40 protein-coding genes are annotated in these 25,821 nt (G+C 31.1%); 37 read left to right on the top strand and 3 right to left on the bottom strand.

The features are described 5' to 3' along the window. Window positions 1-8 precede the first annotated feature (8 nt). From ACULEV_RS09305 to ACULEV_RS09470, 34 genes are all read left to right on the top strand, one after another. Window positions 9-818, top strand: coding sequence for a phosphoadenosine phosphosulfate reductase domain-containing protein (locus ACULEV_RS09305; RefSeq protein ID WP_445458398.1), 810 nt, complete (start codon window positions 9-11; stop codon window positions 816-818). A 276-nt stretch (window positions 819-1,094) separates the two neighbouring features. Next, a complete protein-coding gene (locus ACULEV_RS09310; RefSeq protein WP_445458399.1) occupies window positions 1,095-1,562 on the top strand; it encodes a hypothetical protein in 468 nt (155 codons plus the stop codon). Window position 1,563: 1 nt separating this feature from the next. After that, window positions 1,564-2,109 (top strand): hypothetical protein, encoded by a 546-nt coding sequence (locus tag ACULEV_RS09315; protein WP_445458400.1) that lies wholly within the window; start codon window positions 1,564-1,566, stop codon window positions 2,107-2,109. A 12-nt stretch (window positions 2,110-2,121) separates the two neighbouring features. Beyond that, window positions 2,122-2,454: a hypothetical protein gene (locus tag ACULEV_RS09320; RefSeq protein WP_445458401.1), complete on the top strand. Its 333-nt coding sequence runs from the start codon at window positions 2,122-2,124 to the stop codon at window positions 2,452-2,454. Between the two features lie 2 nt (window positions 2,455-2,456). Next, a complete protein-coding gene (locus ACULEV_RS09325) occupies window positions 2,457-2,897 on the top strand; it encodes a hypothetical protein (RefSeq protein WP_445458402.1) in 441 nt (146 codons plus the stop codon). Window positions 2,898-2,908: 11 nt separating this feature from the next. Then, entirely contained in the window at window positions 2,909-3,172 is a 264-nt protein-coding gene (locus ACULEV_RS09330) for a hypothetical protein (RefSeq protein ID WP_445458403.1), read from the top strand. Window positions 3,173-3,185: 13 nt separating this feature from the next. Further along, window positions 3,186-3,524 (top strand): hypothetical protein, encoded by a 339-nt coding sequence (locus tag ACULEV_RS09335; protein ID WP_445458404.1) that lies wholly within the window; start codon window positions 3,186-3,188, stop codon window positions 3,522-3,524. A gap of 11 nt (window positions 3,525-3,535) precedes the next feature. Beyond that, window positions 3,536-3,787, top strand: a complete 252-nt coding sequence (locus ACULEV_RS09340; RefSeq protein WP_445458405.1) for a hypothetical protein — start codon at window positions 3,536-3,538, stop codon at window positions 3,785-3,787. An 8-nt stretch (window positions 3,788-3,795) separates the two neighbouring features. Next, on the top strand, window positions 3,796-4,443 hold the full coding sequence (locus ACULEV_RS09345) for a hypothetical protein (protein WP_445458406.1): 648 nt from the start codon (window positions 3,796-3,798) through the stop codon (window positions 4,441-4,443). Further along, the gene (locus ACULEV_RS09350; RefSeq protein ID WP_445458407.1) at window positions 4,436-5,068 is read left to right on the top strand and encodes an HNH endonuclease signature motif containing protein; all 633 of its coding nucleotides are present in this window, start codon (window positions 4,436-4,438) and stop codon (window positions 5,066-5,068) included. Before ACULEV_RS09345 ends, ACULEV_RS09350 begins: the two co-directional genes overlap by 8 nt. Further along, complete coding sequence (locus ACULEV_RS09355; protein WP_445458408.1) at window positions 5,061-5,306, top strand: hypothetical protein; 246 nt, start codon at window positions 5,061-5,063, stop codon at window positions 5,304-5,306. Before ACULEV_RS09350 ends, ACULEV_RS09355 begins: the two co-directional genes overlap by 8 nt. Window positions 5,307-5,323: 17 nt before the next feature. Further along, on the top strand, window positions 5,324-5,725 hold the full coding sequence (locus tag ACULEV_RS09360) for a hypothetical protein (RefSeq protein WP_445458409.1): 402 nt from the start codon (window positions 5,324-5,326) through the stop codon (window positions 5,723-5,725). Between the two features lie 108 nt (window positions 5,726-5,833). After that, window positions 5,834-6,091, top strand: a complete 258-nt coding sequence (locus tag ACULEV_RS09365; RefSeq protein ID WP_445458410.1) for a hypothetical protein — start codon at window positions 5,834-5,836, stop codon at window positions 6,089-6,091. A gap of 20 nt (window positions 6,092-6,111) precedes the next feature. Beyond that, complete coding sequence (locus ACULEV_RS09370; RefSeq protein ID WP_445458411.1) at window positions 6,112-6,393, top strand: hypothetical protein; 282 nt, start codon at window positions 6,112-6,114, stop codon at window positions 6,391-6,393. A 33-nt stretch (window positions 6,394-6,426) separates the two neighbouring features. Beyond that, window positions 6,427-6,723, top strand: a complete 297-nt coding sequence (locus tag ACULEV_RS09375; protein ID WP_445458412.1) for a hypothetical protein — start codon at window positions 6,427-6,429, stop codon at window positions 6,721-6,723. Then, window positions 6,710-6,877 carry a hypothetical protein gene (locus tag ACULEV_RS09380; RefSeq protein WP_445458413.1) on the top strand — a complete coding sequence of 56 codons (168 nt, stop codon included), beginning with the start codon at window positions 6,710-6,712 and terminating at the stop codon, window positions 6,875-6,877. Before ACULEV_RS09375 ends, ACULEV_RS09380 begins: the two co-directional genes overlap by 14 nt. Window positions 6,878-7,422: 545 nt before the next feature. Continuing rightward, window positions 7,423-7,920, top strand: coding sequence for a hypothetical protein (locus ACULEV_RS09385; protein ID WP_445458414.1), 498 nt, complete (start codon window positions 7,423-7,425; stop codon window positions 7,918-7,920). Between the two features lies 1 nt (window position 7,921). Then, entirely contained in the window at window positions 7,922-9,175 is a 1,254-nt protein-coding gene (locus tag ACULEV_RS09390) for a hypothetical protein (protein WP_445458415.1), read from the top strand. Continuing rightward, the gene (locus ACULEV_RS09395) at window positions 9,172-9,666 is read left to right on the top strand and encodes a hypothetical protein (RefSeq protein WP_445458416.1); all 495 of its coding nucleotides are present in this window, start codon (window positions 9,172-9,174) and stop codon (window positions 9,664-9,666) included. Before ACULEV_RS09390 ends, ACULEV_RS09395 begins: the two co-directional genes overlap by 4 nt. A gap of 112 nt (window positions 9,667-9,778) precedes the next feature. Then, window positions 9,779-10,195, top strand: coding sequence for a hypothetical protein (locus tag ACULEV_RS09400; protein ID WP_445458417.1), 417 nt, complete (start codon window positions 9,779-9,781; stop codon window positions 10,193-10,195). 1 nt (window position 10,196) lies between these two features. Next, window positions 10,197-10,736, top strand: coding sequence for a hypothetical protein (locus ACULEV_RS09405; protein ID WP_445458418.1), 540 nt, complete (start codon window positions 10,197-10,199; stop codon window positions 10,734-10,736). Window positions 10,737-10,799: 63 nt separating this feature from the next. Beyond that, a complete protein-coding gene (locus tag ACULEV_RS09410) occupies window positions 10,800-11,027 on the top strand; it encodes a hypothetical protein (protein ID WP_445458419.1) in 228 nt (75 codons plus the stop codon). Next, window positions 11,017-11,187, top strand: coding sequence for a hypothetical protein (locus ACULEV_RS09415; RefSeq protein ID WP_445458420.1), 171 nt, complete (start codon window positions 11,017-11,019; stop codon window positions 11,185-11,187). The genes ACULEV_RS09410 and ACULEV_RS09415 overlap by 11 nt, the downstream gene beginning before the upstream one ends. Next, complete coding sequence (locus tag ACULEV_RS09420) at window positions 11,180-11,722, top strand: peptidoglycan recognition protein family protein (protein ID WP_445458421.1); 543 nt, start codon at window positions 11,180-11,182, stop codon at window positions 11,720-11,722. The genes ACULEV_RS09415 and ACULEV_RS09420 overlap by 8 nt, the downstream gene beginning before the upstream one ends. A 1-nt stretch (window position 11,723) precedes the next feature. Continuing rightward, window positions 11,724-12,281, top strand: coding sequence for a hypothetical protein (locus ACULEV_RS09425; protein ID WP_445458422.1), 558 nt, complete (start codon window positions 11,724-11,726; stop codon window positions 12,279-12,281). 4 nt (window positions 12,282-12,285) lie between these two features. Then, entirely contained in the window at window positions 12,286-13,176 is an 891-nt protein-coding gene (locus ACULEV_RS09430) for a hypothetical protein (RefSeq protein WP_445458423.1), read from the top strand. 24 nt (window positions 13,177-13,200) lie between these two features. Further along, on the top strand, window positions 13,201-15,372 hold the full coding sequence (locus ACULEV_RS09435) for a hypothetical protein (RefSeq protein ID WP_445458424.1): 2,172 nt from the start codon (window positions 13,201-13,203) through the stop codon (window positions 15,370-15,372). Window positions 15,373-15,382: 10 nt separating this feature from the next. Next, window positions 15,383-16,198, top strand: a complete 816-nt coding sequence (locus ACULEV_RS09440) for a hypothetical protein (protein WP_445458425.1) — start codon at window positions 15,383-15,385, stop codon at window positions 16,196-16,198. Window positions 16,199-16,333: 135 nt separating this feature from the next. Then, on the top strand, window positions 16,334-17,365 hold the full coding sequence (locus tag ACULEV_RS09445; RefSeq protein WP_445458426.1) for a hypothetical protein: 1,032 nt from the start codon (window positions 16,334-16,336) through the stop codon (window positions 17,363-17,365). Continuing rightward, a complete protein-coding gene (locus ACULEV_RS09450; protein WP_445458427.1) occupies window positions 17,352-17,948 on the top strand; it encodes a hypothetical protein in 597 nt (198 codons plus the stop codon). The genes ACULEV_RS09445 and ACULEV_RS09450 overlap by 14 nt, the downstream gene beginning before the upstream one ends. 499 nt (window positions 17,949-18,447) lie before the next feature. Beyond that, window positions 18,448-18,774, top strand: coding sequence for a hypothetical protein (locus tag ACULEV_RS09455; protein WP_445458428.1), 327 nt, complete (start codon window positions 18,448-18,450; stop codon window positions 18,772-18,774). Beyond that, complete coding sequence (locus ACULEV_RS09460; protein ID WP_445458429.1) at window positions 18,767-19,402, top strand: hypothetical protein; 636 nt, start codon at window positions 18,767-18,769, stop codon at window positions 19,400-19,402. Before ACULEV_RS09455 ends, ACULEV_RS09460 begins: the two co-directional genes overlap by 8 nt. Further along, window positions 19,374-21,086, top strand: coding sequence for a hypothetical protein (locus ACULEV_RS09465; RefSeq protein ID WP_445458430.1), 1,713 nt, complete (start codon window positions 19,374-19,376; stop codon window positions 21,084-21,086). Before ACULEV_RS09460 ends, ACULEV_RS09465 begins: the two co-directional genes overlap by 29 nt. 20 nt (window positions 21,087-21,106) lie before the next feature. Beyond that, entirely contained in the window at window positions 21,107-21,376 is a 270-nt protein-coding gene (locus ACULEV_RS09470; RefSeq protein WP_445458431.1) for a hypothetical protein, read from the top strand. Window positions 21,377-21,488: 112 nt separating this feature from the next. Here the strand turns inward: ACULEV_RS09470 and ACULEV_RS09475 are convergent, their stop codons facing one another. The 3 genes from ACULEV_RS09475 to ACULEV_RS09485 form a co-directional block, all read right to left on the bottom strand. After that, window positions 21,489-21,692 (bottom strand): SymE family type I addiction module toxin, encoded by a 204-nt coding sequence (locus tag ACULEV_RS09475; RefSeq protein WP_445458432.1) that lies wholly within the window; start codon window positions 21,690-21,692, stop codon window positions 21,489-21,491. Then, window positions 21,667-21,894, bottom strand: a complete 228-nt coding sequence (locus ACULEV_RS09480) for a hypothetical protein (RefSeq protein ID WP_445458571.1) — start codon at window positions 21,892-21,894, stop codon at window positions 21,667-21,669. The genes ACULEV_RS09475 and ACULEV_RS09480 overlap by 26 nt, the downstream gene beginning before the upstream one ends. Window positions 21,895-21,962: 68 nt before the next feature. Beyond that, window positions 21,963-22,394, bottom strand: a complete 432-nt coding sequence (locus ACULEV_RS09485; RefSeq protein ID WP_445458433.1) for a hypothetical protein — start codon at window positions 22,392-22,394, stop codon at window positions 21,963-21,965. Window positions 22,395-23,109: 715 nt separating this feature from the next. On the opposite strand from ACULEV_RS09485, the gene ACULEV_RS09490 reads away from it, so the two are divergent. Genes ACULEV_RS09490 through ACULEV_RS09500 form a run of 3 tightly spaced genes read left to right on the top strand, consistent with a single transcriptional unit; the run spans window position 23,110 to window position 25,820 of the window. Then, window positions 23,110-24,474, top strand: coding sequence for a hypothetical protein (locus ACULEV_RS09490; protein ID WP_445458434.1), 1,365 nt, complete (start codon window positions 23,110-23,112; stop codon window positions 24,472-24,474). Continuing rightward, on the top strand, window positions 24,474-25,502 hold the full coding sequence (locus ACULEV_RS09495) for a DUF6712 family protein (protein ID WP_445458435.1): 1,029 nt from the start codon (window positions 24,474-24,476) through the stop codon (window positions 25,500-25,502). The genes ACULEV_RS09490 and ACULEV_RS09495 overlap by 1 nt, the downstream gene beginning before the upstream one ends. A 12-nt stretch (window positions 25,503-25,514) precedes the next feature. After that, complete coding sequence (locus ACULEV_RS09500) at window positions 25,515-25,820, top strand: hypothetical protein (protein WP_445458436.1); 306 nt, start codon at window positions 25,515-25,517, stop codon at window positions 25,818-25,820. Window position 25,821 lies beyond the last annotated feature (1 nt).

The raw sequence follows: 25,821 nt of genomic DNA on the forward strand, positions 1-25,821 counted from the left end.
TTATACAGATGAACCTACATAAATATGACATAGTGGTTATTAATTCATCTGCAGGTAAAGACAGTTTAGTTTCTTTATGGGATATAGCAAGACAAGCAAGACAACAAAACTATCCAAGCAGTAGGATAATTGTTTCACACCAAGATTTAGAAAGGATGGAATGGTTAGGGACTAAAGAACTGGTGAAAAAGCAAGCTGATTTCTTTGGATTTAGAACTATTTATTCGAAAAGAATTGATAAACATGGAAAAGAAGAAACGCTTCTTGAGTATGTTTTAAGAAGAGGAATGTGGCCTAGTAGTGAACAGAGATGGTGTACGAGTGATTTTAAACGTGGACCAGGAAGAAGGGTTTTAACTCACCTATGTAAGGATATTAAAAACGCTAATGTCTTATATGTATTCGGATTTAGACATGAAGAATCTCCAGCTAGAGCTAAAAAAGAAACTTTAGTTTTTAACAAAAATGCATCAACTCAATTACTAAAAAACGGGACTAGAAAAAGAACAGTTTGGGACTATTGCCCAATATTAACAAGGTGTGTGAAATTTGTTTGGAAAGTAATTAAGCTTTTCAAACTTCCATATCACTTTGCTTATGATTTAGGAATGCCACGATTAAGTTGTTGTTTTTGTATTTTTTCTCCTTTTGATGCTTTGGTAATCGCTGGTTACCACAATTACGAGTTGTTGTGTGAATATGTACAAGTAGAAGAAATTATAAAACACACTTTCAAAATAGATTTATCTCTAAAGCAAGTAAAAGAAGCTATTGATAGCGGATATAAACCTAAAAACATACCTGATTGGGTAATGTGAAATTTAATTGATAACTAAATATATATACTTATGAAAAACACAATTTTAATTAAGAGAAAGATAAACTGTGGAAAAGCATCTTTTTCAATTCTTAACATGCTGTAATCATGTACTCAAGAGAAGAAATAATCGAAATATTTGAAAACTGCAAATCAATACATGAAGTATTGAACTGTTGCAGGATTTTGAGAGATCTAATTGACAACTTTGGTCAATATAATTATAATATTCAATACATATCTCTTAATCGAATTAATCGAATTAATAAGTTTTGATATGGATACTCAAGTAATTATTCGACCAGCGATTTACAAAGACCTCTTTTCAGATTATTGTAACCTGGTTCCAAATAAAATCACCTTTGAATTTTCATTTTCTAAAAATGAATTTCAAGGACCTTATTGTATTCAAGATGGATATTATGACCAGGAGTATTTTGAAATAGAGTACTTAAGAAAATTATTATATCCTAAAAAAAACTTGTTTGTACTGGACTTTAAAGAATCACAAGATTCTTTTAAAATCACTGTTAAGCTTCGATTAGCAAAACCTGATGATTTGAAAGCCTCAAGAACGCAATTGAAATACAACTTCAGCTATTTTATTTATGATAAGAATAAAATGCTAGGTCCTTTTACAATTGTTCAGAGTTTATCGGCAAATGAGATTAAATACTGGCTAGATAATGAAAGAGTGTATGTGATTGATTATGCAGACAGACAAACTAATTTAAAGACTGACTAAAGTGAAAAAGTATAATAACGAATATTATTTAACTCAGAAATTGAGACCTTTTTATAAGGCTGTGAAAAAAACAATTTATCTACCTGAAGGCGAAGAAATTCATGAAAAAGCACAAACGTATATAGATCTATTGATTGATAAGTTTAAATATCAGATTCAGTACCAAATTGAATGCAAAAATTATGAAGTAATCTATCTCAGCAGATCATTGGCCATAGCCGGAAAAGGAGTTAGTTTTTTAAATCATAAGTTTTTCAATTTGATTCCAGGAACAAAAGTAAAAAGCATAGGTTCTGGCAAAGCAACTGGATCCAATCATGTAGATAAATTCTCCAAAGAATATGAATATGCTGGAGCCATTTTAATTAATGACAATAAGTATTATGCGTTTAAACTGCCTGAAGAAGTAAGGCCTTTAAAAGACAGAGACTTTTACATGCTATACTGGAAAGACCGATATACTATATATCGAGAAGTTTATAAAACTGATAAAACCTATGATTACACGAGAATTTTCAAACCCACTTTTAAAATAATTGATAACTAAATATTTATACACATGGAAAAAGTAACACATTATTATTTAGAACAAGAACGTTCTTTAGCATTGAAAAATAAACTTCAACAAGATCTTAATGCTCTTTTTAGAAGCATGGATGGTTTACTTATTGAAAAATCTAATCTCGAATCATTTAAGAAAAAACTAGAGGAAGAAGTAAAAAAAATTAATGAAAAGTATCCTCGAATGAAAAGTATAACAGTAAGTTATAATCAAATAGGACATGGAAATAAAAGGATATATGTTAAAACAATCGATGCATTAACTTTCATTTTGTTGCCATCTCGACTTGTAGATTTTAATGAAATTAATTATAACTCTAAAAATAATTAACTATGAGCTACGGGACTTGCACAATGTGTGGTTGCACAGATAAAAATGGCAGCCAATGTATAGAAAAATCTGGACAAGAATGTTACTATTTAAAGTCTTCAATGTGTTCTGATGAGCTAGTCAATTCTGACAGTAATGGATCTAGAATTCCTGTAAATGAACTTATGAATTTCACTAAGGAAGAATTAGAATTTACAAAGAGTTTTATTTCAATGATGGAAAGCTTCAGGGATTTAGTAAAGCGAGCTTCTCCAAATTGGTCAAGCTATGATCAAACATTAGTTCAGATAAGAAATACCGATCTATGGATAGATGCACATATAAAAAATCATCCAACGCTTCAGGAATTTCGAACAGTTGTTCTAGAAGAAATGAAGGAACTGAAAATTGAAAAGTGGCCAGATTCTATTTATGCAACTGGAAATCATTTTAAACAACGTTAATTTTAATCGATATGGATATTACAACTTTAGAAAAAGCGAATAAGCTAAACAAAAAAATAAAAGAGTTTTCAGAAGCATTAAATTGTTTCGAGTGGCAACCTGAAGAAAATGCGAAGGCAATTTCTACTAATCCCCGAATTATAATTGAATTTGATTGTGATGGTAGAGAACAACTGCCATTGCCAATGAATTTGAGTGATGAATTAGTAAAATTCTTAAAGAATGAAATAATAAAAGGTCGTGATATAGCAGTTGCTGAGTTTAATGCCTTATAAAAATATTATGTATATGACAACAGAAACAAAATTAAAAGTAGCAGCTGAAGAAATTAAAGAAGTTTTAAGAAAATACGATTTAGCAGCTTCAGTTGCATTGCATTCTCCTGGTCATGGAGAACATTTTACACACTTAAACGCTACCTATTCTTGTGCCTATATCTATAACGATAATGAGGTACGCTTTTACAGTAAAAAAGAAGATTATAAAAGTAAAGATGAGCAAATAAAAAAGCTGGAGAAGACTTCGAATATGTTAAAAATATTGACTGACATAACAGCTTTTAATTTCGGGAACTTACATGAATTGTCTGAACAATTCGATAAACTGACTTGTGCTGAACATTACTAAACAGACAAAAAATGAAAACTAAAAAAAATAAATTTTGCAAAATATACAATGAGTTCTTTGAAGAAGAAATTAAAGAACCTGAGCATCTTATATTAAAAACAATAAAAGGAAATGACCTCTATCGTTTTTGCGAATTCTACTTTTCAGAACGCCTGGACGAATCAGAACTGCAGCACTTCTATTCCAATAGAAAATCAATCTATATCCTTATAGGATTAGTAATAGGTATAGCAGTAGCTCTTTTACTCTTAATCATTTTATAATTCTTCTCATGAAAATAAAACCTATTTTATTTAGTACAGAAATGGTGCAAGCCATTTTAGAGGGTAGAAAAACGCAAACGCGTAGAACTAAAGGATTAGAAACTATTTCAAAAAATGCCAATTCATATAGATATGATGGCTTAGATGAATCAGGAGATACAGGAACTGAATATCAGCATTTTTTTGAAATTATTGATCATAATAAAAAACCAATTGAAAAATATTGTTCAATAAAATCTCCTTACAAAATTGGTGATATTCTTTGGGTTCGTGAGTTTTTTGTGAAATTTGAAAAGTGGAAAGAATTAGAACAGAAATTCAGTTATTATTATAAAGCAGATTTTTATAATCACACTTTCAAATATGAACCATCTATTCACATGCCAAAGGAAGCATGCAGATTGTTTCTGAAAATTAAAAATATAAGAGCTGAAAGGTTAAATGATATTTCTCAAGCTGATGCAATTGCTGAAGGAATTAAAAAAGACCTTGGCTGGAAAAATTACTTGTTTGAAGGTGCAGAAACAGATCCGTATTCTTCTTTTGAAACACTTTGGAAAAAAATTAACGGAAAAGAATCATGGAACTCTAATCCTTGGGTTTGGGTTATAGATTTTGAAAGATGTGAAAAACCTAAAAATTTTTGTGATGCCTAAAGGACATTGGATACCATTTACTAAGGAACAGGAAGATTTAATTAGATCCGATTATTTAATTAAACCTGTGAAAAGACTAGCTGATGAATTGTCTGTTAGTCATAATCGAATTATGAATTTTCTAAAAAAAAATAATTTAGAATTACCAAGGGAACTAATTGAAAAAAGAATTCAAGATAGTAGAAGAAAAAAAGGTGATATTCCAGCAAATAAGGGGAAAAAACAAACCGAATACATGACTCCAGAAGCTATTGAAAAAACTAAAAAAACTAGGTTTAAAAAGGGTAACATACCTTTTAATACGAATCCTGAAGGAGATGGCGCAATAGTTTCAAGAGTAGACTCAAATGGGAGATCTTATAAATACATAAGGATTTCTCTAGGTGTATGGGAATTGTACCATAGATATCTCTGGGAGAAAGAATATGGTAGGGTTCCTGAAAATCATATAATTGTATTTAAAGATAAAAATACAGAAAATACAACTTTAGAAAATTTAGAACTTATCACAATGACTGAAAATATGTATAGAAATTCTATACATAATTTTCCTGAAGAAATTATACCGTCAATGGTACTGTTAAAAGAATTAGAAAATAAATTAAAAACTTTACAAAATGGCTAAGAACACATTATCAGATTTAAATAATCATCTATTTGCTCAATTAGAAAGATTAAGCGAAGAAGACATTTCTCAAGAAGAATTAAACAAAGAGATTGAGAGATCAAAAGCAATTAATAGCGTTGCAAAAAACATTATTGATAATGCAAAAACTACTCTTGAGGGCGCACAATTTTCTTATGAAAAATTGCCAGGAAACAAATCTTTACCGGACCAATTTAAATTGAAAGAAAATAATTAAGCATTTACACGAATAAAATGGAAAAAGTAAACCAACTTCATAAAATTTGTCAGGAAACTTGTAACACACTTTTTAAGTTATCAGCTGAAGCAAATTCTGACTATTGGACACTTTACATTTATCGCTCAAAAACACTTTTCAGAGGCTCTTTTTACGAAGTAATTCAGTTAACGATAGAAGAATTTTTAACATACCGTTTAGATCCAAATCCAAAGGATCCTCGAAAACTGAGGAGAAAATACAGGTATTTGAAAACAGAACCGACAATAACTGAAGATAAACCATCAATAGTAAAAAGTTTGTACCAGGAGAAACTATCATTTGCAAGACAGCTAGGCTATAATAATATTGCTGAAGCTATTGGCTTAATTGGTAAACATGAATTTAACAAAAAATATAAAAATTATGAAAATCTTTAAAATCAGCACTATACTTTGCATATTAGGATTCCACAAAAAGCATTCGTTTATAAATTATCGTGAAGTTAATTGGATAACAATGAACCATGAAATTACAGAATGTAAAAGATGCAAGAAGCTTTTTTAACTAATTTAATTTTAATTGATATGACAACAGATACTTATATTCAAGAAAATAAAACAGAAACATTTAAAAAAGGTGACAGAGTTGTAATGCACACTTGTCACGAAGCAGCATTTTATAAAGATAAAGTTTGGATTTGTCAAACTGATAGTTTTTTAGATCGAGGAAAACAAGAAGTTGTTTTTATTGAAGATTTTAGCGGTTATTTTTCTGCTCAATATTTAAAAAAACCGAAAAATTAATAAACTTAAAAAAATAGAATATGATTTTTAAATTAACATTTCCAGACAAACAAGAATTTGCACAGGCAAAAGGATGGTCTCATTTATTTGATGAATATCAAAAGAAATATGGTAGAGAAGAATTTTTAAGAACAACTAAAGTTTCCAGAATAACGTTAGAACAAGCCAAATCAATTATGCTTAGAAATAATGAGTATAATGAAGATTTGCCAGAAAGTGGTTATAATGTAAAAGAATATTCTTTATTTGAAATTGGTAGAGGGACTAATTTTTTAATTCTAGGAACTACAGATTGTGATTAAAAATCTAATGAGGTATAAACACAAATAATAATTATGAAAAATAACTTTAAAATACAAGTTGTAAAAAACGATGAAATTGATGCGTTTGGAGCATACGCTTCTCCATCAATTAAAAAAAATGATTTTGGAATAGTTCTATTTAATTTGGAAGCAAACCTTGAAACAAGTTTAGAGCATAAAGATATTTCATTTAAAGAAATGTTTGTTGAAACAATTATGCACGAAGTCGGACATGCTTTAGAAGAATTTTATGATTTAGAATTTGATGAAGAAAGAATTGAAAGAATCACAGAAAGTTATAGAAAAAAATATGAAAATGAAAGTATCTGAAGTACCAATTGGCCATAGATTTAATCATGGAATAAAAGGAGAAGGCGTTATAATTAAAAAAACTAAAAGAACCCTAACAGCTAAGTTCGACAAGTCGACCACTAAAGTAACGTATAGATATTCTGATGCGTATTTTTCTCCATCAGATTTTTAACTGTACAGTCATCGGCTTTGCCGATGATGAATTAAACTAAAGCCCGCCAGGGCTTTTCCTTTTCTTACACAAAGTCATCGGCTCTGCCGATGATGAACTAAACTAAAGCCCGCTAGGGCTTTTCCTTTTTTTATAGAGCTTTCTGGGTTTTTCATATTTTTCTTTCCCCGCACCCCATTCATTCTAAAATTATAAAGAAATTTGAAGAAAGTGTAAAAAAGGTTCAACAGTTCAACATTTAAGCTATATATTAGAGTTATATATTTAATATATAGTATATTATATATGTTGAACTAAAGTAAAACTTCAATACTTTTGTTTATTTTTTTTGTTGAACTTCTTGAACCTTGCTTTTGCGGTTCAACAGTTCAACATCATTTTTTTTTAGGTTCAACAATATAATTAATTGATAATCAATATTATATCTTAAATGTTGAACTGTTGAACCAAAATTGATTTTAAACGCATACTTTATCGAAAATAAAAAACAAATAAACTTTATAGTTTATCAATAAACTATTTAGTATATTTGAAATAAAAAGACAATGTCGCAACTACTTGATAAAGTGATATCTAATATTCATTTATGTGGTGTAGCAGTCGCAATAAATGGAACATATAAACCTTCAGATATAGAAGGTTGGCAGCCTTTTTATAACTCAACTTTTGAAAATGCAGAATTTAATAAAGCTTATGCCTCTATTTCTTCCATTAATTATAATGAAGAAAGTATCAATTCTCCTTCTGGAGTATCTTTTAAAAGTAAAGTATCATTTAGATTTCCTAATTCAGATCCAAACAAATCTGAAAGAATTGAGTTTTTTAGAAAAGTAAAATTCATAAAGCTCAAGCAAACTAATGGTCTTGATATAATTATAGGCCGTAATGATTTCAATCAAAATGCAAAACCAAAAATTAAGGTTAAAATGAATGAGCAATTATGCGAGGTTTCTTTTGAGAGCGAATCAATATCACCTTCAGGCTTTTCTCCTTCTGAAAATTCATTTGGTTTACCAGTATTAATCCCTTTAACTTTAGTATAAAATGGCCTTACCTCTTACATGGGAAGATAAAATAAACAGTCCTCAATTGTTGGCATTGCTGCAGCAATATGGAATTAAATCTTATTTGGATGCGGAACAAATAAATGAAATTAGAGATGCTTTAAACTGGTTATATAATAATGTAGGTGGTGGTTCTGGTGTAACAAATAACACAGGCTTCACTACTTCAGACGAAAATTACATTTTCAATGCGCTATTCGGATGGCGATTAAACGGTGTTGATTATGCTATTACTGAAGATACAATTATTAATGTTCCTTTCGCTGCAGATGGCTATCATCGAATAGATCTAATTGTAGCCAATCAAACTGGTCTTATAAGATTGCCTGGTGCAGAAGTAGAAATATCATCTTCTCCTTCAGAACCGATCTATAATAATTTAACTCAACTTAGAATTACGGCTATACCTGTTAACTCAGATGGTTATGGCGAACCTGAAGGAATTGAATTCTTAAATGAATTCGTTAAAAAAATTGAAGATACTATATATGCTTATGCCGTCACTGGTGCTGATCAGGTTCTAGAATTTAGACCTGACGGAACAGCAAATTATACTGTCACAAATAGTTCTCTTACTTCAATTAGTGGTTTTGGTATTTCCTTAATTACTGGCAATCCTAATGCAGAACCTTTAAGGATAGGGAAGAAAGTTATTCTTTGGAATCAAACTGCTAATGCAATTACATTAAAAAATGCCGATGCAGCTGAAATACCTTTTAATTTTTCTTCTGATGTTTCTTTTCCTTCAGGAGAAAAAATGTTGTTGTTTTTTGATGGTATCGAACTGAGAGAGCTTTTTAGAAGTTGGTCAAGTTCTATTGGTTTTATTCATCGATTTTTAAGCCCTAATTTTTCTCCAGCATCAAATACAACCTATTATTTTGCAGGAGGTAATTTAGGAACATTAGCATCCGCATCTACAAGTAATATAAATAGGCGATTAGGTTGCATGTTAACTGGAAAAGTTATAAAGATTCATCTTGAATTTTCTGTAGGTTTATCTGCAAGTGCGCCAAATAATCTAACAGTTTATCTTGATAATATAACTCAAGTATCATCATTATTAATAACTAATAGTTTGATTGTAACTGGGAATCAGGGGTTCGTAAATTTAAATGTTTCTTCTGATTTTCTTGTAAATAAAGATGATGAACTAACTTTAAGAGCAGTTACTCCTTCTTGGGGTTCTAATCCAACAAATTTTAATCTAACCTGTGATATCTTAATAGTATGAAAACTTATATACTGGCAAATGATAATATATATTATTTAGAAAATGGACAAGTGGTTTCTGTTGAATTTTATACAGGATTAGTCCATGTTGGATTTACTTTAGATGATAGTTTTGCAGTTCCCTTTTTTAATGGCACAAATATTATCGAAACAGGAACAGCAGAACAGATAGAGGAAAAAATAGAAAAAAATATTTTAACAGGCATAAAAACAAAATATGAATTTCATAGAGCTAATGGGTGGAATGCTTATCAAGATTTTAGAGCTAAAATAGTAAATGACATATATAAAGGTTTTATTACAGAAGAGGAAGCATTTTTTATAGAAGCTAACCTATCTCCAGCATTTGACCAAATAAGTGCTACAGGAGATTGGAAAACAGCAAGATATAAACTTATTCAAGTAACTCCATATCCTCCTTTTGTAGAACCGTACTATAATTTAGCTATGCAACTGATCAATGATTATATAATTAATAATTACGAAGATTAATATGGAAATAATTATTTACACAATAGCGTTTTTATTCTATCTAATTTGGCTTTTTTTTAGGTCAAAAAGTAATTTTTTTAGAGAAGGTTCTGTCGATCATTACAAAAAGAAAATGCATCTAATTAATGTATTAAATGATTTTGATATTAGAGCTGGTGATATCGAAATATGGTTAGAAGCTTACGATGCGTTTTGGAAAAATGCACAGATTTTTAAATTTGATGGTGCTACAATTGTATATGATTTAGACACAATTAAAGATCTTGATGCTCCGGCTATGGTTCATGATTATGAATATCAATTGCTAAGAAATAAAGGTTTTATCATTTACTTAAGAGGTAAATTAAAAGCCGATGCTAACTATGGAAAGAATATGCGAAAAGTTGGAATAACTTGGTTAACCGCTTGGTCCCGAGTTTCTCTATTAGTTCTCTCTACTCCTATTTGGCTATTAATTTTAATAAGTAAAGGAAAAGTTTTTAAACAAAATAAATTTAAATATTACTCAGAAAATCATCCAAATCAATAATATGATTCCAGTCAAAATAAGAGATCATTTAATCCCTTTTCTATTTCAGGAGATGGAAGGAACGACAGCTAGTTATGACGGTCAAAAAGTAAAAATGGTCCGTTTGCTGCCATCTTCTTCGTTAGCCAATTATTTGTACAGTCAAATAGGATATGAAAAGAAAAACAATCATTTCCCAAATGATAATTTTTTAATCTATTTATCAATCGAAAAAAAGACTTCTTTCATTTATTCAGGCACAATTTACATTGACAAAAAAGGAGTAAAAGAAGAGCTCTATCTTCCTCTCGAGAAGATACGCGAAATAAATAATTTGCTAGAAGATATCTTCAGGATATCAATGGTGTCTTTTATTGATGGTGTGAAATATGCTAAAATACCAATGGCTAAAGGAATTATTGCTTTTATCGAAAAATACAATTTGGATGAATATGGTTTTGAAAATGAAACCATAAGAAAAATGTACTATAAGCAAAAAAAAAAGTCTCTTCTTAGTCGAGTTCAAATAAGAAGTTCTAATAAGGTCTTAGGCTTTTTTTAATTTTCATGGTCCAAAAAATACAAAAAATAATACTCAGTTTTGCTATAATCAAAACGTAGAACAATGAGTTTAAACACACGTAGAACTATTGCATACTGGTTCATGCTTATTCTAGGCATTGGATTATTAATGTTGCAATTTTCAAAGTATTACACTAATACTTTAGAACTTAAAATAGAAGAGCTTATCGTTTCATTAGTTGCAATAGTAATGACGGTGAATCCTCTATTCATAATTGACAGTTTAAGAAAATTTTTTAATTCTAAATATGGAAAAAACGATGAGTCATAAGATAGAAGTAATCTCTTTGTCTACAGCAGCTCTTGCTTCCACTTTTACTAACGATCTATTTTCAAAGATTATCATTTCCACTATATCTATGATCATAGCAACGACAGCCGCTTATTACTGGAGAAGATATTTAGAAAAAAAAAATAAAAAAAATGAGTAGAGCTTCCGAAATAGAATATATAGTTATTCATTGCCAAGCAGGTAATGGAACTTTAGAATCAATGCAAAGTTTTTGGAAAAGTAAAGGATGGAAATCTCCAGGCTATTCTAGATGGGTTGATTTTGACGGCACTGTTCATGAACTGGCTTCATTTGAAGAAATTACAAATGGAGTTTCTGGGTTTAATCAAAAATCAATTCATTTCTCATATAGAGGTGGAGTTGAAAATATTGGTACAATTAAAAAACCTATTTGGAAAGCAAAAGATACAAGAACACAAAGACAAAAAGATGCATTATTAAAATGCATTTTCGATGCTTTGAACTGGTTGAAAGATAACGGTAATGATTTACAGAATGTAATGATTTTAGGTCATTATCAATTCTCAGATGACAAAAATAAAAATGGAGTAATTGAATCCTGGGAAAGAATTAAAGAGTGCCCATCTTTTGATGCTTACGAAGAATACAAAGCTTTCTTCGATGATATTATTAACCCGAATTATCATTTATTGAAGCTTCCAAAAAATCGCTAAAATGAAAAAAATAATTTTAATAATAGCACTTTTTTTACTTGTGTCGTGTGGCGCATCTAAAAAAACAAAACAGAAAGAAGAAATAAAAACTGAAGTAGTTACCAAGGTAGATTCTTCTGCTACAAATTCTTCTTCAGTAGTGAAAAAAAATACTGCAGCAGTAAAGGAAAATTCTGAAACAAAAACAGAAGTTACAGAAGTTGAATTAAAAGACGGGGAAGAATTAGAAATTACAAATTATGATTCTAATGGCAATATTTTGGGGTCTAAAAAATATAAAGGTTCTGGAAAAGCGAAAACTTCTCAAGAAAATAAAACAACTTCTTCAGATAAAAAAGAAGAAATAATTACAGAAGAAATTGCCAATTCCAAAATAGATCTATCCAAGCGTGTAGACGATAAAAAGAGTAGTTCTTCATTGAACATTGAAAAAGAAAAACAGGGTGTAGTTTTTTGGAGTTGGTGGTTTTTGCTAATAATACTAGTGGTAATTAGAATAATTATTTACCTGTTTAAAAAATACAATTGGCTCGCAAAAATTAAAAATTTAATTCCTTAAAAACATGCCAAAAATAAGCAACTTAATGACAGATCTATACAAAGGCCAATGGGCTTTTGATATAAATAGTGCGGGATATTTTTTCAAAATAGCTAATGATATTGTAGCAGGTAAAGAAGTAAATATCAATTTTAAAGCAAAACAACTGGTAGACTTCTATGACGATGAAATGCAACCTATCATTAGAAATAATGAAGGGTTCTATCAAATTCCAGAAGGTTCTGTCGCGGTTCTTAATATGATAGGACCAATTATGACTTATGGCGATTGGTGGTTCTATGGATCAGATGAAATTGTACATCAATTAGAACTTTTAAATTCTAATCAAAATATCAAAGCAATTTTAATTTACATGGATGGTCCTGGTGGAGCTGTTTCGGCTATTCCTCCATTCATGACATTTGGAGAAAAGAGAGATAAGAAAAAACCTTTAGGAATTGTCTATGAGCAATGTTGTTCAGCTCACTTATATATAGCTTATGGTTTACAGCCTGATTTTGTTTGGGCATCCAATAACATATCAGCTAACGCTGGTTCATTAGGAGTTATGCTTTCTTATTTAAATGATCAAAAATGGTTAGAACAAATAGGACTAGAACGTGTTCAAATTTATCCTGATGAATCTAAAGATAAAAATCTTCCATTACGATTAGCACTGGAAGGCAAATATGATCTAATTAAAACAGAAATGTTGTCGCCATTAGCACAACGCTTTCAAAAAGATATGATTCGCTTAATAAAAAACATTAAAGCAACATACGAAGGAGCATTGACTGGTAAAGTTTTTTATTCAGACCAGGCGATTGAAGTTGGATTTGCCAGCAAAGTAGGTACTCTTCCTGAAGCGATAGAGTATCTTCAAATTTTGAGTGAAACAAATCACTATATAAACTAATTTATTAATTAAAAAAATTTATTTATGAAATGGAAATTCATGGCTAAAACGGTTGCAGCTTTAATTGCTTTATTTGGCACTTCAGAGCTTCCCGTAAATGCTGAAAAAAAAGAGATGGAGTTAACTCCTGAACAAGAAGCTCTAGCAAAAACAGCTCTGGGCGAAAAGTACGAAGATGTTCGTAATGCAATCAATAAGGAGATGAAAGAATTTGCAGAACATAACTTTGATTTAAAAGCAATTCAAGATGAACTTGATGCTATGAGAGCTGAATTATCTTTAGAAGCTGAAGAAAAAAAGCCAGGTTCTGAAGAAAGAGAAACTAAGCCAGTAAACGTACAGCTTTCAGAATTACGTAAAAAGTTTGATGCTAAATTATCAGAATACGATGAGAAGTTCAAAGCTCTTTTAAACGAAGACATTGGAGATACAGGTAAAACGGTCGTTAATAATAAAAAACAAATGCAACACTCTTCTACACACTTGTATGGATCCGGAATGGAATGGGATTCTTTTGAAAAAAGAGCATGGAATCAAAAAGCCGCTGGATTAATTACTGCTGGAATATCAAACTTTAATGATACAGTAGACATTCCTTTGCTTCAGGGAGATATTGAGCATTTTGTTAGGAATAATCCAAAAGTTATCGAATCAATCTTTGATGATTTCGAGGGCTTACCATCAGATTGGGCAACTCAATCAGGGATAATTGATAGAGTTGTAAATGGTCTAATTGCTCCTTCAGAAATCACTCAAGGTGATAATGGAGGTTGGAACCCTAAAGGTGAAGTAGTAATTGAGACTGAAGAAGGTCGCGTTTACGATAAGAAAATAGATATCACTTTAACTGGAGAAAAGCTAAAGCAAATTGAAAAAAGTTGGTTAACATTTATGAATGGGAACGATGGTTCTCATCCATGGAAAACAACTTTCGTTGGTTTTTTGCTAGGTGAGTATTTTAAACAAGCTGTTCTTGATTCGCGTATTGCGATGATCAATGGTATTTTTGTAAAAACTCCAAAAACATTAACTGGTAAGAATGTCAATTCTCAAAATGGATTAAGAGCTCTATGGTATTATTATAGAGAAATTGAGAAAAAATACAAACCGTTTGATATTGGCGAGCCAACAAAAGAGAATATTGTCGATTATGTTAAAGAAATGATTGAAAGTATTCCTTTAAACAAAAGGAATCAGCAAGGTTGGGAAATTCAAATGTCTACCGATATGCTTTTATGGTATAAAGAAAGAGCTGGTGAGTTTTACGCTTTACATTATGCAACTGATCAAGGGAAATCAAACTACATGGGTATTTCACCTTTGAATTATCCAAACTTCAAATTTCAACCTTTAGTGGACCAAACTGATTCTTTATTTGTAGGGATTACAAAGTCTAAAAATGTGGAGACATTATACTATCGTGAAAATGAAAGAGGTGAATTTACAGTGACTAGAGACAAACGAGACACTAATATGTTTGCAGATTTCAAAGAAGGAATCCGTTTCATACAGGTTGGTAGACAATATACTGCAGGTGAGCCAAAAGAATTTGAATTCCAAATGCTATATTCAAACTCAGTGCCTATTTTCTCTTCAGAAACTAGAATTCCTTTGTTTGATCCTGTCTCTACAACTATTGCCTTTAAATTTCCTTATTTCTACCCTCATTTAGAAGTCGTTCAAAATGATTATGGGCAAAATATTGAAAATATTACAGGTGTAGTTCCTGGACAAATTGTAACTATTACAGGTCTTACAACTTTAGCTGCAGATAGATTAGTGGTTAATAATGCTAATCTATTATTAGGAGCCGATTTCCATCTTAATACTGGAGGAACTTTAACGCTTGTAGTTCAGGATGATTTGAAGTTGAAAAAATTAAGTGCTACAACTGGTCCTGCAGCTCCTGCAGAAACAGATAAATCATTTACTGGAACTTCAATTGATGTGAAAGGAGCTTCTATCTTCAGATTTTCTGGAGTAGCTGATGCAACTTTAGCAACAATTTTAAACGGTGTGGATGGAAAACAAATTACTATTTATGGTAATGATACGTTAGATGTTGAATTTACTGTAACTGATGTTACAGGATTGGTAGAAGTTGCATCTGATGCTGTTCTTGCAGCTGCTACAGACTACATCAAATTAACTCGAATTGATGGAGTTTGGTATGAAACTAGTCGTTTAATCGCTTAATTTAAAAAGTATGAAAGTAAATTTAACTAAAGCATCTGGCAATTCTAATCCAGGTGCTGCAGCTCCAAAAAATGAAATTATTTTAATGGAAGCTGAATATGTAACATTTCCTCCTTCAGATGAAAATGGAGTGTTATTAGAAGGTAATTTCGTTTTAGCAGATGAAGAAAAGATGATCACCATTTATAGTACGAAATCAAAGACTGATGCTTCTATGGAAAGCGAAGGTGATGAAGACATGAATAGCTTCAAATCAAAACTTACCTTGATGCATCCAGGTAACTCGAAAGAGGTTAAAGAATTTGTACAATATTGGAGCGGTCGAAATGTAATCGCAATGCATAAAGCTTGTGGTGAAAATCATTATGAAGTAATGGGAACTCCATGTGCTCCATTGCAATTAAAAGCGGCTAAGCAAGATAATAATGATGGTAGAGCGTGGACTTTGAATTTTGAACCTTTCGCAAAATCGGGTTATGTACCTAAGATTTACGAAGGAGCTGTTGTCTTTGCAGAACCTTTTGAAGTTGCCGATGTGGCAGCGGTTCCATTATTGGTAGCAAATGGATATCATTATAAATTGCCAGCTCTAGCAGTTACTGCTGCTATAGCAATTGACGGTATTACATTAGCTCATGGTAAGATCATTACGTTAATAGGTTCTGGTGGAGCTGATCCAGCAACCTTGGCAAATGGAGTTACTGGAGATGTGACTACCTTATTAGTTGGCGGTACTAGTTGGACTGCCTTAAATAAGAGTGTTATTAACTTAAAAGTGTTTATCGCTGGAGCAACGACTCACTTAATAGAATTGTCTAGAGAATAGTTTTTCATGTTTGTTATTTATTTGTTTGAAAACGCCTGATTCGTCAGGCGTTTTTTTTATATAAGTTTTCACGTTACATTAAAAAACAGAAGTAATTACCAAATTTGACTAATGTAATTACTAAAAAAAAATAAAATGTCTAATGAATTAAAAAAAACAGTACTAAATTTTCTGCAAAACCTGCCAGAAAATCCGTCCGATCAGTTTAATAAACTGTTTGAGTTCTACAGAAAAAGTGACCGAAAACAAAGAGCTATGGAACTTTCCTACAACAGAAGAGGTTATTCTGATCAGAATCTAAAAAATCTGTTATATGATGTAAAGAAAGTTTATGATATCTCAGATATAGAAGTTCTGACCGTTAAAAAGGTTGAAGCTGAAAAGGAAATAAAGATTAATGCTATTCCAGATTATATCTTAGATATGTCTGAAGAAGAATTGAGAGCTTGGGCAAAATTAGAGGTAACTGTTCCAGGAGATGGGATAAAAGAAGTTATTGAATTAGCAGAAAAACAAGGCTTTGAAGAAATTGTAAAAATACTTGCTGAAGAATTAGAAGCTTTAAGTTTTATTGATAATAAAGATGATAAAGGGAATGGTGAAAATTTAGGAATTATTGATCAAGAAAATGATAAAGTTTTAAAAAATGAATCAAAATACGAAAATGAAACAATTGCATTACGTACTGAGTTTCCATTTTTAAATAATCCTAATTGTCCAGAAAAACTTTTTGTAGTTGTAGGAAAAAGAATTTCGGCATACAGAACGTATCAAGAGCTTCATCAAAAACTAGTAACAATTGAAGCTGGAGAAGTTACAATTCCTGAAGAAGAAAAATTAGAATTAATAAAAATTTGTGATGCTGCTTTCAATGAAAATCAAGCGTTGTGGAATGAATTAAACCATTATGCAACTACTGGAGAAATTTTAGGAAAGCATCCTTTATTTAGGGAAGATAATATTAAAAATGAAGTTGATTTAATGTCTGCTGAAGATATGTTTAAATTCAAAAATGCATCTTCAAAATATTTTAGCGTTCAGAAAAAAGAGCTGGTAAAACACATGAATGATCCAGCGAAAATAGAGCTTATTAATGAGCGAATAGCGGATAGAGAATTCAAATTAGCGCTAGTAAACGCAAAAATGGGGGTAAATGCAAAAGAATAAATTCTTTGACTTTAATAAACAAAAAGAACCTAAAAAAGAAGAAAAGCTCAATGAATTATGGACTTCGAAATATGTAGCCAAACATTTTCAAAAAATTGAATCATTAGAAAATGATTTAAATAGAGTTCCTACTTCAGACGAGTTTTTCTTTCTTCAGACCGATAAGGCTTTTAATGCTTTTACGTTTATTCCTTTTATTGGTAAAATATACCCAATCAAAGAATTATACGCATCTACTTACAGCATTAGTAGAAAAGTGATTGATGCTTTGATAGAGATGCACGATAAAGGCATGATAGAACAAATTACATTGCTTATTTCAGAAAGTATGATTAAACGAAATCCTACTACAATAGATAATTTAAAAGCAATGTGTTCTACTAGGCCAAACATCAAAGTGCTTTATGCCTGGACACATGCTAAAATTTGTTTACTCAAGACGCATGATTTTCATTTTATAATTGAAGGTTCTGGAAATTGGGCAGAAAATGCACATTATGAGCAATATGTATTAGCAAATAGCAAAGGCTTATATGATTTTAGATTACAACTTTTTACCACAATTAACATGATTAAATATTAGTATTATGAAAAAAAGAACAAAAAAAACAATTGCTTTAAGCATAATTAAATGGATAGTTTCTTCATTATTCATTTATTTATTTTTAAAATTTTTACACCCTCTTTTGGAGGATAATATTAAGAACGAATTTACATTTCTCTTTAAGATTAAAGATTTCCCATTTGTTTTAGCCTGTTTAATAACTCTCATTATACATGAATTGGCATTTAAGATTTCTTATTATTTAGCTTCAAAAAGCAAAAAAAAACAATTAAATTTTAAAAAAAATTAAAGACATCATTATGAAAAAAAGAACCACAAAAAGATTGAATAAATTAATAGATATATTATCAACAATAGCTTTTAATATTTTGATGTATAAATTAGCTGAAATATTATTTGCTTTTATTGATGACTTTCTTCTGAGAACTGTTGTTGAAATTTTATTTATGGTTGTGATGCTAAAAATTGTTCTCCAAATATGCTATTTTATTTTAAAAAAATATAAGAATAAAAAACAATGAAAAGTCTAGCAAACATACAGTTAGACGAACAAACATTAACTACCATTCAGAATATGGCCGCTTGTAATTTTTCTCCAGGAGAAATTGCGCTGCAGCTCGGTGTGAAAAAATCTTTGTACTTAAAATTTCATAATAATTTAGATTCAGATATAAGACAGGCTTATGAGGCGGGAAAACTATCCACTACTCTAGCCATAATGACTAAACAAAAAGAACTTGCAGAAGGAGGAAATATTACTGCAGCGCAAATCTTTCTAAAGGAAAGTGAGCGTATAGAATTTGAAAATAAAAAAAATCATTGCTTTTTTGGAGAAAATGAATAAAATAATCGAAAGTTTATCGCTTGAGGATATCACTATTTTTTTACAAAATGGATCACTCGACAATGCTCCTGAAGGGATAGCTGAATATGTTACTCTTTTGGATAAAACTAGAGGCATGCTATTACGTTTTGACAAATATCCAAACGATGATATTATAGCAAACTCATTGGTTATTACTGAAAAAATATCCAAAGTAAAAGCTAGAAAAATAATAAATGAATCTCGAGAATTTTTTTATGCAGATGTTCAGGTGTCAAAAGAAGCCTGGAGAAATATTTTAGCGGAAAAAATGTTGAAAGTAATTAATTTATCGATGTTATCAATTAAAGATGTTTCTGACGGTGATAAAGTTACTAAGATGATTGAAAGACTTTCTCATCTTAGAAACTTAGATAAAGTAGATGCTGAAGAATTGCCAGAAGAATTATTCCAACAGCAATTCGTCGTTTATACAACCGATGCGGAACAATTAGGGTTACCAAAAGCTAATCGAAATGCAATAAAAGAATTTATTGATAAAAAAGTCCCAGATCTAACCGAAAAAGAAAAACAAAGATTATATCAAGAAGCCGATGTAATTCCATTTAAAGCCTTCCAAAATGACCAAGAGAACCCGCGTAAGACTTGATGATGATAATGTAGAAGGAAGATTGATCAATAAGGCTCAGATGTTGGTTGATCTAATAGCTCCAAAAGACTTATATCTTGTTGGAGGAAGAGCATTAGCTAAAACTTCAGGTATCATAGCGCAGCGTTCTCAAAGAATTGTTCATGATATGCCTGGCAGTTATCAAATGTTTGTGTCCGATACTTACATGAATGCGCTTACAAATGTGCTACCTGCTCTTATTGAAGGATGGCAGCGTTTAGGATGGCGAGAAGGTATTCATTTTGTAACAGACAAAAAACCACCATTACATTTTAAATTACCCTATAAACCACCATTACACTATAAACATACTATTTCCATTTTTAATGGTACCTTTTTCAATTTAGGAAGTTTGGACCAGCCTTCAGGCTTGGCAGGTTCATCATATCAGCATCGATTTGGAGATGAAGCTCGTTTGCTGAAAAAAAAGAAACTAGACCGCTCCTCGCCTGCTCTTCGTGGTGAATTTGTTCGATTTGGTCATTCTCCTTACTACATGGGCAATACATTTACTACAGATATGCCTAATATTCTTACTTCAGATGATGACTGGATTATGAATATGGAAAAAGAAATGGATCAAGAACAAATTGAAATGGCTTTACAAGCAGCTCTTGTTTTGAACGATATAAAAAAGGAAATGTTGGCCAATCAACAAATAGGTAATTTTTCGGAAAGAACTAGATTAGAAAAATCATATAAAATTTGGAATGAATACTGGACACGAATTAGAAAAGACAGTACTTTTTTTTACGCAATTTCTTCATTAGTAAATTTAGATAATCTTACCGAAAATTATTTCAAAGCTACTTTAAAAACTTTGGGACCCGAAGAATTTAAAAGTGCTATTTTATCATTTAAAATAAATGTATCAAAAGGAGAAAAATTTTATAGTTATCTTGGTGACCAACATTTTTACCAAGATGGAACCGATATCAGTTATTTTAATCAATTTGATATTTTAGGAGGTAAAATCGTAGACGGTTGCAAATCCTTAAATAATAAATACTACGATATTAATGCACCTATGGAAGCGGGTGTAGACTTTGGAGATATGAGCTCTATGGTTTCTGGGCAATATCGAGGGAATTATCTTTATGCGTTAAAAGAATTTTATACACTTCATCCTGAAGATGAAGCCATTTTAGGAGCCAAATATGTAGAGTTTTATAAGGAACACAAGTATAAAGTACTTTATCTTTATTATGATCGTTCAGGTAATCAAAATGCCAAAATAAAAGCGGATAAAGCGAATTATCTAAAAAATGCAATTGAACATTATCCTAATGGAACTTCTACTGGTTGGACGGTACATTTAATGTCTGAAGGTCAGGGCAATATTTATCAAGAAGAAGAATTCAATTTAGCAAAATCAATCATGGGAAATATGGTACCTGGACTACCCATTCTAAAAATTGATAAATTAAAATGTCCTTGCTTGACAAGTTCTTTGAAGCTTACTAAAATAATGGTAAAAACAGATCGTTTAGGAACTAGAACCATTCATAAGGACAAATCTTCTGAAAAACTTCCTTTAGCCTCAAGACCTATGTTTTCTACTAACTTTTCAGATGCCTTTAAATACTGGATTTGCCGCGGTAACTTCTTTGACAAAGTGAACATTCATAGTGTTTACACAGGTGTAGATCCATCAATTATATAAAAATTGATTATATTTGAAATATGAAAGCTCAAGAAAATAAAACGTTTAGAAATTTATTGGTTTTGCAACAAACCAGAGAAGCCGTAAAAATTCAGCTGAAGGAAAAATACACTGAAACGGTAACCCCGTTTATAGATATTATAATTCAAGTTATGAAAGCTAATGATATCAATGAGTTTGATGCTATACAAAAAATAAAAAGCGAGCTTTCAATTTATAAAAAGCCTGGATCTGAATTATTATTCTCTACTGCATTAATTGAAATCGTAGAGGGTAAACACTTTGAGTAAAAAATATGCCAATATTTTCCTAAAAAAGAAAGAAAACAAACAATCACTGCCCCTTTGGGGCAATTTTTTTGGAATAAAAAAAACGACTTAAAATAAGCCGTTTTAAGAAGTTTTATTTGTTTTTTATGGGTGTTATTATCATTTTATTTTTAAAAACTTTAATGTCTACCTGTGCGCCTATTTCAAAGCCTGCAGTTGTTAGCCAGTCGCCCGAAATAGTTATTTTCGGTTTCATACTTCTTTTAAATTGTGCTTTGGCTATTAAGTATGAAATTTTTCTTTTTCTCATACTAAAAAACATAATCTGAATAATCATTTTGAGTTTCTCCGTAGTATTCTATAAACTTTTCTGCAATTGCCAAACCTTTATTAAAAGCCTGGTTTACTTGCTTTTTAAAAAATTTATAATCATTGAAATTAAAAAGGAAAGAATATCCTTTTTCGTGTAGTATATTTTTGACTTGTATGCTTAATTTAAAAGCGTTATTTTTGTCGTTCAAATTTGTACGTGTCTGCATGGCGTGTATATTATTTGGTTATCAAAGAATGCCACTATTCCACTAGTGGCATTCATTGTTTTAATTAACTAGATAGAAAACTCCTGTATTTCCTTATCTGCTTTAGAAATAAAAAGGTTTAATTCGCTTTCAATCAGTTCCAAAACTTTTTCTATAGTTTGAGTGTTAGAAACGATAAACTTAAAACCGCTACTATTGCTTAATTCTATTTTTTCCTTACTTCCATCACTAGAAAGAATAAACTTTGTTAAATCATCTCTCATGCCTTTTAAAGCTCTGAATTTTTGACTTAATACCGTTAAGTGTTCTAACTTCAAAAGTTTCTCTTCTGTCGAATTACTAAAGATATTTCTAATCTCTTCTTTAGCGTTCATTTTGGAGGAAATAAGATTTTCCTCATTTTTAATTTTTTCGGTAGTTTTTGGAGTTTCTACCACTTTTAAAGAAGTTGCTTTTTGCTCTTCTTTTTCCACTTTTTTAACTTGCTCTTTTTGGATCATAAAATTGTATTTATTTGATTATCAATACTTAAAGATACAAAAAAGGGTAATTACCACCAAATAAAAGGCGTTAAAAAACACTATTTTTATAACAAAAATAACATATTTATACAGGTTCTAAATAAATAATAAATCGTACTTTTTTTGATATAAAATAGCTCTCTATAAAATTTAAAAAAATAATAATATTTTGAAAATCAACCAATTAACTATAAATAAAAATAGTTAATTGGGGTTTGTCAAAATAAAAACCCCGACCCGCTATGTTTAGTATATGTAATTACATTCAATGGCGAAAAGGTAGAAATATGACAAACCCCACCAGCTGGGGAGTTGCAGGGCGCACCAATAAAGCCACCGTAGGTAACCTTTTATAAGTTGTCACGTTACATTATATCATATAATATCTTCATACACTTGCTATAATAATAGTAATTACCATGCCATCACCACACCAAGCTGTTAAGTTAATGAGAGAGCTCACCGAGATAGGTGTACCGTTCTCCTTTAGCTATATAACATACAGTGAGACTAAGAGTACTACTCATGGTGTTAGGGTAGTCAATAGAGCTGTCCTTAGACAAGGACTAAGAAATGATCAAAGCAACCTTGCTAAACAGTTAGTTGCTTACACTGATCTAGATAATAATGATGCTCCTAGATTCTTCCGCATGTCATTACTACTAAGTATTAATAATAATAAAATAGAACCATAATGAATATTAGTTATGAATCAGGTGGCGTCATTGTGGACACACCACAAGTAGCATACACATATCAAGTGGCAGAAACGCCAAGAGACTTTGACAAACGTACTAACTCTTCAGGTACGCTTCATTGGAACAACGTTCAGAACTATCTAGGAGACTACATCATCTATCCCTATGGTTCTAATAACGATATGCCTAACATAATTAAAGAGGTAGTCGACAATAGCTACAACGTGCCAGGATTCTTAAAACGTAAAACAGAATTACTTTGGGGAGCTGGACCAAAACTATACAGAGATGAGATAGTAGATGGTAAGGACATACGTACTAGGGTTAATGACACTACTGTACAGGCGTGGCTCGATAGCTTTAAATATGAAGATTACCTGTTAAAATGCTGTGTAGATTATCAGCACATTCAAGGCGTAAACACTCGCTTTGAGCTAAACAAAGGCTCTCGCATAGGTAAGCCATTCATAAACAAAGTACATCACATTCAATCTGATAAGGCTCGATTAGCTAGATTAAGAGCTGCTAAGGAAGAAATACCAACTCACATGCTAATAGGTACCTGGAACTTTCGCCATATTAATGCAATTACTGAAACTAAAGCTTATCCTTTGTTTGATCACAACAAACCATTTGCTTACGATAATTCGGTTATTTATAGCAATATGTACACCTTTTGTACCGATTACTATTCGGTTCCTGATTTGTATGGCTCTTTAGAATGGATTAATAGAAGTACTGCAGTGCCTTTAATATTTAAAGCTTTCGCTAAAAACTCAATCAACTTAAAATATCACATCATATCTCCAGCCTCATTTTGGGATAAAAAAAGAGATGAGTTAAAAGACAAATGCCGAATTGAAAATACTACCTATTCAGAGAGCATGCTGAAAGATTATGAGCGTAAGTTCCTGGAGCAAATAGGCGAAGTGCTATCAGGTTCTGATAATGCAGGAAAGTATTTCCATACTAATAGAAAAATGGTAGTCATGGGACACGAGCTCATAGAAGAAGGCTGGGAAATAAAGGTTTTAGACCAAAAAATAAAAGACTTTGTCGAAGCTCAAGTAATGATATCGGACAAAGCCGATAAGGCAATAGCTGCTGGAGTAAATGTTCATCCTGTGCTCGCTAATATGACAGATAGCGGAAAAGCAAATAGCGGAGGCGAACAAATTTACGCTTTACTTAATTATCTGAATACAGGTGTTGATATTCAAGAAATGGTGATTACCAAACCAATTAATTATGCATTAAAAGCAAATTTCCCTAATTCCGGATTGAAAATTGGATTTTTCCATAACGTTCCAGAATTACAGCAAAACACCAATCCAGCCGATAGAACTAAAAATAATCAATAATGAAAATACTCTTTAATCTAACAGATCCGGAAATATCTTCAGATGAACTGAAAGAATTATTAGGCTATGTCGATGCGGACATATCTTTCAAAAACTTGTTACCTGATATCATTACAGCTACGAAAGATGTAAAGAAACTAATTAGTACTGAAGTTTACAATTATGCTTTTGAAAGCTATACTACTGGTTTAGTCGAGGGCGTATATACAAATAATTTCGATTCAGTAGATTCAAACATAGTGCGTTCTATTCGCTATCCTATTGCTGTGAATGCTTATCGATTATTCGCACCAACGAACGATTTATCACATTCAAATGACGGTCGTACCACGAGAGGTGGTGAAAATACTAAAGTGCCTTGGCAATGGCAAATAGATAACGACAATAAAGCTCAAGAACAAAGATATTATCGTGCGCTTGACGATTTGATTGATTTATTAGATGACTCTATGCCTGATGATTATGAAAGTCTTACTGAAGAACAGCAACAGGCTACTGTTTATTACAAATGGATCAATTCAACCTCTTACAAGGCGGTTAAAAATAGCCTGTTAAACAATGTAGACGATTTCAATAACTTCTTCCAGATTGAAAGCCGTTTACTATTAATGAAAATTACACCTGGTATAATTGAATGTGAACGTCGTGAAATAATTCCTAGAATTGGAAAAGACAAATACATCATTCTAAAGGACACACCAACTGAAGCAATTGATATCGAATTATTAAATCTCGTAAAAATGGCTTGTGCATGCTATTCATTAGCTTGGGCAATTCCCCGATTATCAGTTTCAATATTCCCAGAAGGAATATTGCAATATCAAGTTTCAGACCGTCAATCGACAATTTCAAAAAAACCAGCATTACTAAACGAACACGAATTGGCGCGTCAAGCTTTTTCGGAAACTTTAAAGCAAACACTTATTGAAATTGAAAATCTTGTTGCTCCAGTTCCGGAAGTGGTCGAACCAGCTCCAGAACCTACTCCAATAATCAACTGTGACGATAAATTCTTTTCTGCAACATAAATAACTCAAAATATGAAAAAAACAATCATCTACATTAAATCAATTTTCTTCAAACTTTGGAATTTCAGAAAAATAAGACAGGCAAAGTCTTACGAACAACAAATAAAAGCCGGAATTCTAAATAAGGAATTAGAAAAAATTCATTTGATTAAAGAAGCGCATCGATTAATTCCAAAAAAAACCAAAAAAGGAGTTTCGAAATACATTCCTATGAGTTATACCACTAAAATAAAAATAAAAACAATGATATTAGCGGAATTTGGTTTGAAAATGAAAGTACTAGGTATTGAAATTACAGATAACTTAGAATTCATATAAA

The sequence above is a fragment of the Flavobacterium sp. HNIBRBA15423 genome (assembly GCF_052655965.1).

Coding starts and splice junctions, on each gene's coding strand:
- ACULEV_RS09405 (WP_445458418.1), top strand. CDS start 10,197: ATGATTCCAGTCAAAATAAGAGATCATTTAATCCCTTTTCTATTTCAG.
- ACULEV_RS09500 (WP_445458436.1), top strand. CDS start 25,515: ATGAAAAAAACAATCATCTACATTAAATCAATTTTCTTCAAACTTTGG.
- ACULEV_RS09375 (WP_445458412.1), top strand. CDS start 6,427: ATGAAAAATAACTTTAAAATACAAGTTGTAAAAAACGATGAAATTGAT.
- ACULEV_RS09420 (WP_445458421.1), top strand. CDS start 11,180: ATGAGTAGAGCTTCCGAAATAGAATATATAGTTATTCATTGCCAAGCA.
- ACULEV_RS09410 (WP_445458419.1), top strand. CDS start 10,800: ATGAGTTTAAACACACGTAGAACTATTGCATACTGGTTCATGCTTATT.
- ACULEV_RS09380 (WP_445458413.1), top strand. CDS start 6,710: ATGAAAGTATCTGAAGTACCAATTGGCCATAGATTTAATCATGGAATA.
- ACULEV_RS09365 (WP_445458410.1), top strand. CDS start 5,834: ATGCAAGAAGCTTTTTTAACTAATTTAATTTTAATTGATATGACAACA.
- ACULEV_RS09480 (WP_445458571.1), bottom strand. CDS start 21,894: ATGCAGACACGTACAAATTTGAACGACAAAAATAACGCTTTTAAATTA.
- ACULEV_RS09425 (WP_445458422.1), top strand. CDS start 11,724: ATGAAAAAAATAATTTTAATAATAGCACTTTTTTTACTTGTGTCGTGT.
- ACULEV_RS09350 (WP_445458407.1), top strand. CDS start 4,436: ATGCCTAAAGGACATTGGATACCATTTACTAAGGAACAGGAAGATTTA.
- ACULEV_RS09490 (WP_445458434.1), top strand. CDS start 23,110: ATGAATATTAGTTATGAATCAGGTGGCGTCATTGTGGACACACCACAA.
- ACULEV_RS09345 (WP_445458406.1), top strand. CDS start 3,796: ATGAAAATAAAACCTATTTTATTTAGTACAGAAATGGTGCAAGCCATT.
- ACULEV_RS09330 (WP_445458403.1), top strand. CDS start 2,909: ATGGATATTACAACTTTAGAAAAAGCGAATAAGCTAAACAAAAAAATA.
- ACULEV_RS09390 (WP_445458415.1), top strand. CDS start 7,922: ATGGCCTTACCTCTTACATGGGAAGATAAAATAAACAGTCCTCAATTG.
- ACULEV_RS09470 (WP_445458431.1), top strand. CDS start 21,107: ATGAAAGCTCAAGAAAATAAAACGTTTAGAAATTTATTGGTTTTGCAA.
- ACULEV_RS09340 (WP_445458405.1), top strand. CDS start 3,536: ATGAAAACTAAAAAAAATAAATTTTGCAAAATATACAATGAGTTCTTT.
- ACULEV_RS09400 (WP_445458417.1), top strand. CDS start 9,779: ATGCATCTAATTAATGTATTAAATGATTTTGATATTAGAGCTGGTGAT.
- ACULEV_RS09370 (WP_445458411.1), top strand. CDS start 6,112: ATGATTTTTAAATTAACATTTCCAGACAAACAAGAATTTGCACAGGCA.
- ACULEV_RS09335 (WP_445458404.1), top strand. CDS start 3,186: ATGACAACAGAAACAAAATTAAAAGTAGCAGCTGAAGAAATTAAAGAA.
- ACULEV_RS09355 (WP_445458408.1), top strand. CDS start 5,061: ATGGCTAAGAACACATTATCAGATTTAAATAATCATCTATTTGCTCAA.
- ACULEV_RS09495 (WP_445458435.1), top strand. CDS start 24,474: ATGAAAATACTCTTTAATCTAACAGATCCGGAAATATCTTCAGATGAA.
- ACULEV_RS09310 (WP_445458399.1), top strand. CDS start 1,095: ATGGATACTCAAGTAATTATTCGACCAGCGATTTACAAAGACCTCTTT.
- ACULEV_RS09440 (WP_445458425.1), top strand. CDS start 15,383: ATGAAAGTAAATTTAACTAAAGCATCTGGCAATTCTAATCCAGGTGCT.
- ACULEV_RS09475 (WP_445458432.1), bottom strand. CDS start 21,692: ATGATTATTCAGATTATGTTTTTTAGTATGAGAAAAAGAAAAATTTCA.
- ACULEV_RS09485 (WP_445458433.1), bottom strand. CDS start 22,394: ATGATCCAAAAAGAGCAAGTTAAAAAAGTGGAAAAAGAAGAGCAAAAA.
- ACULEV_RS09415 (WP_445458420.1), top strand. CDS start 11,017: ATGAGTCATAAGATAGAAGTAATCTCTTTGTCTACAGCAGCTCTTGCT.
- ACULEV_RS09435 (WP_445458424.1), top strand. CDS start 13,201: ATGAAATGGAAATTCATGGCTAAAACGGTTGCAGCTTTAATTGCTTTA.
- ACULEV_RS09360 (WP_445458409.1), top strand. CDS start 5,324: ATGGAAAAAGTAAACCAACTTCATAAAATTTGTCAGGAAACTTGTAAC.
- ACULEV_RS09465 (WP_445458430.1), top strand. CDS start 19,374: ATGACCAAGAGAACCCGCGTAAGACTTGATGATGATAATGTAGAAGGA.
- ACULEV_RS09460 (WP_445458429.1), top strand. CDS start 18,767: ATGAATAAAATAATCGAAAGTTTATCGCTTGAGGATATCACTATTTTT.
- ACULEV_RS09430 (WP_445458423.1), top strand. CDS start 12,286: ATGCCAAAAATAAGCAACTTAATGACAGATCTATACAAAGGCCAATGG.
- ACULEV_RS09325 (WP_445458402.1), top strand. CDS start 2,457: ATGAGCTACGGGACTTGCACAATGTGTGGTTGCACAGATAAAAATGGC.
- ACULEV_RS09450 (WP_445458427.1), top strand. CDS start 17,352: ATGCAAAAGAATAAATTCTTTGACTTTAATAAACAAAAAGAACCTAAA.
- ACULEV_RS09445 (WP_445458426.1), top strand. CDS start 16,334: ATGTCTAATGAATTAAAAAAAACAGTACTAAATTTTCTGCAAAACCTG.
- ACULEV_RS09305 (WP_445458398.1), top strand. CDS start 9: ATGAACCTACATAAATATGACATAGTGGTTATTAATTCATCTGCAGGT.
- ACULEV_RS09395 (WP_445458416.1), top strand. CDS start 9,172: ATGAAAACTTATATACTGGCAAATGATAATATATATTATTTAGAAAAT.
- ACULEV_RS09385 (WP_445458414.1), top strand. CDS start 7,423: ATGTCGCAACTACTTGATAAAGTGATATCTAATATTCATTTATGTGGT.
- ACULEV_RS09320 (WP_445458401.1), top strand. CDS start 2,122: ATGGAAAAAGTAACACATTATTATTTAGAACAAGAACGTTCTTTAGCA.
- ACULEV_RS09455 (WP_445458428.1), top strand. CDS start 18,448: ATGAAAAGTCTAGCAAACATACAGTTAGACGAACAAACATTAACTACC.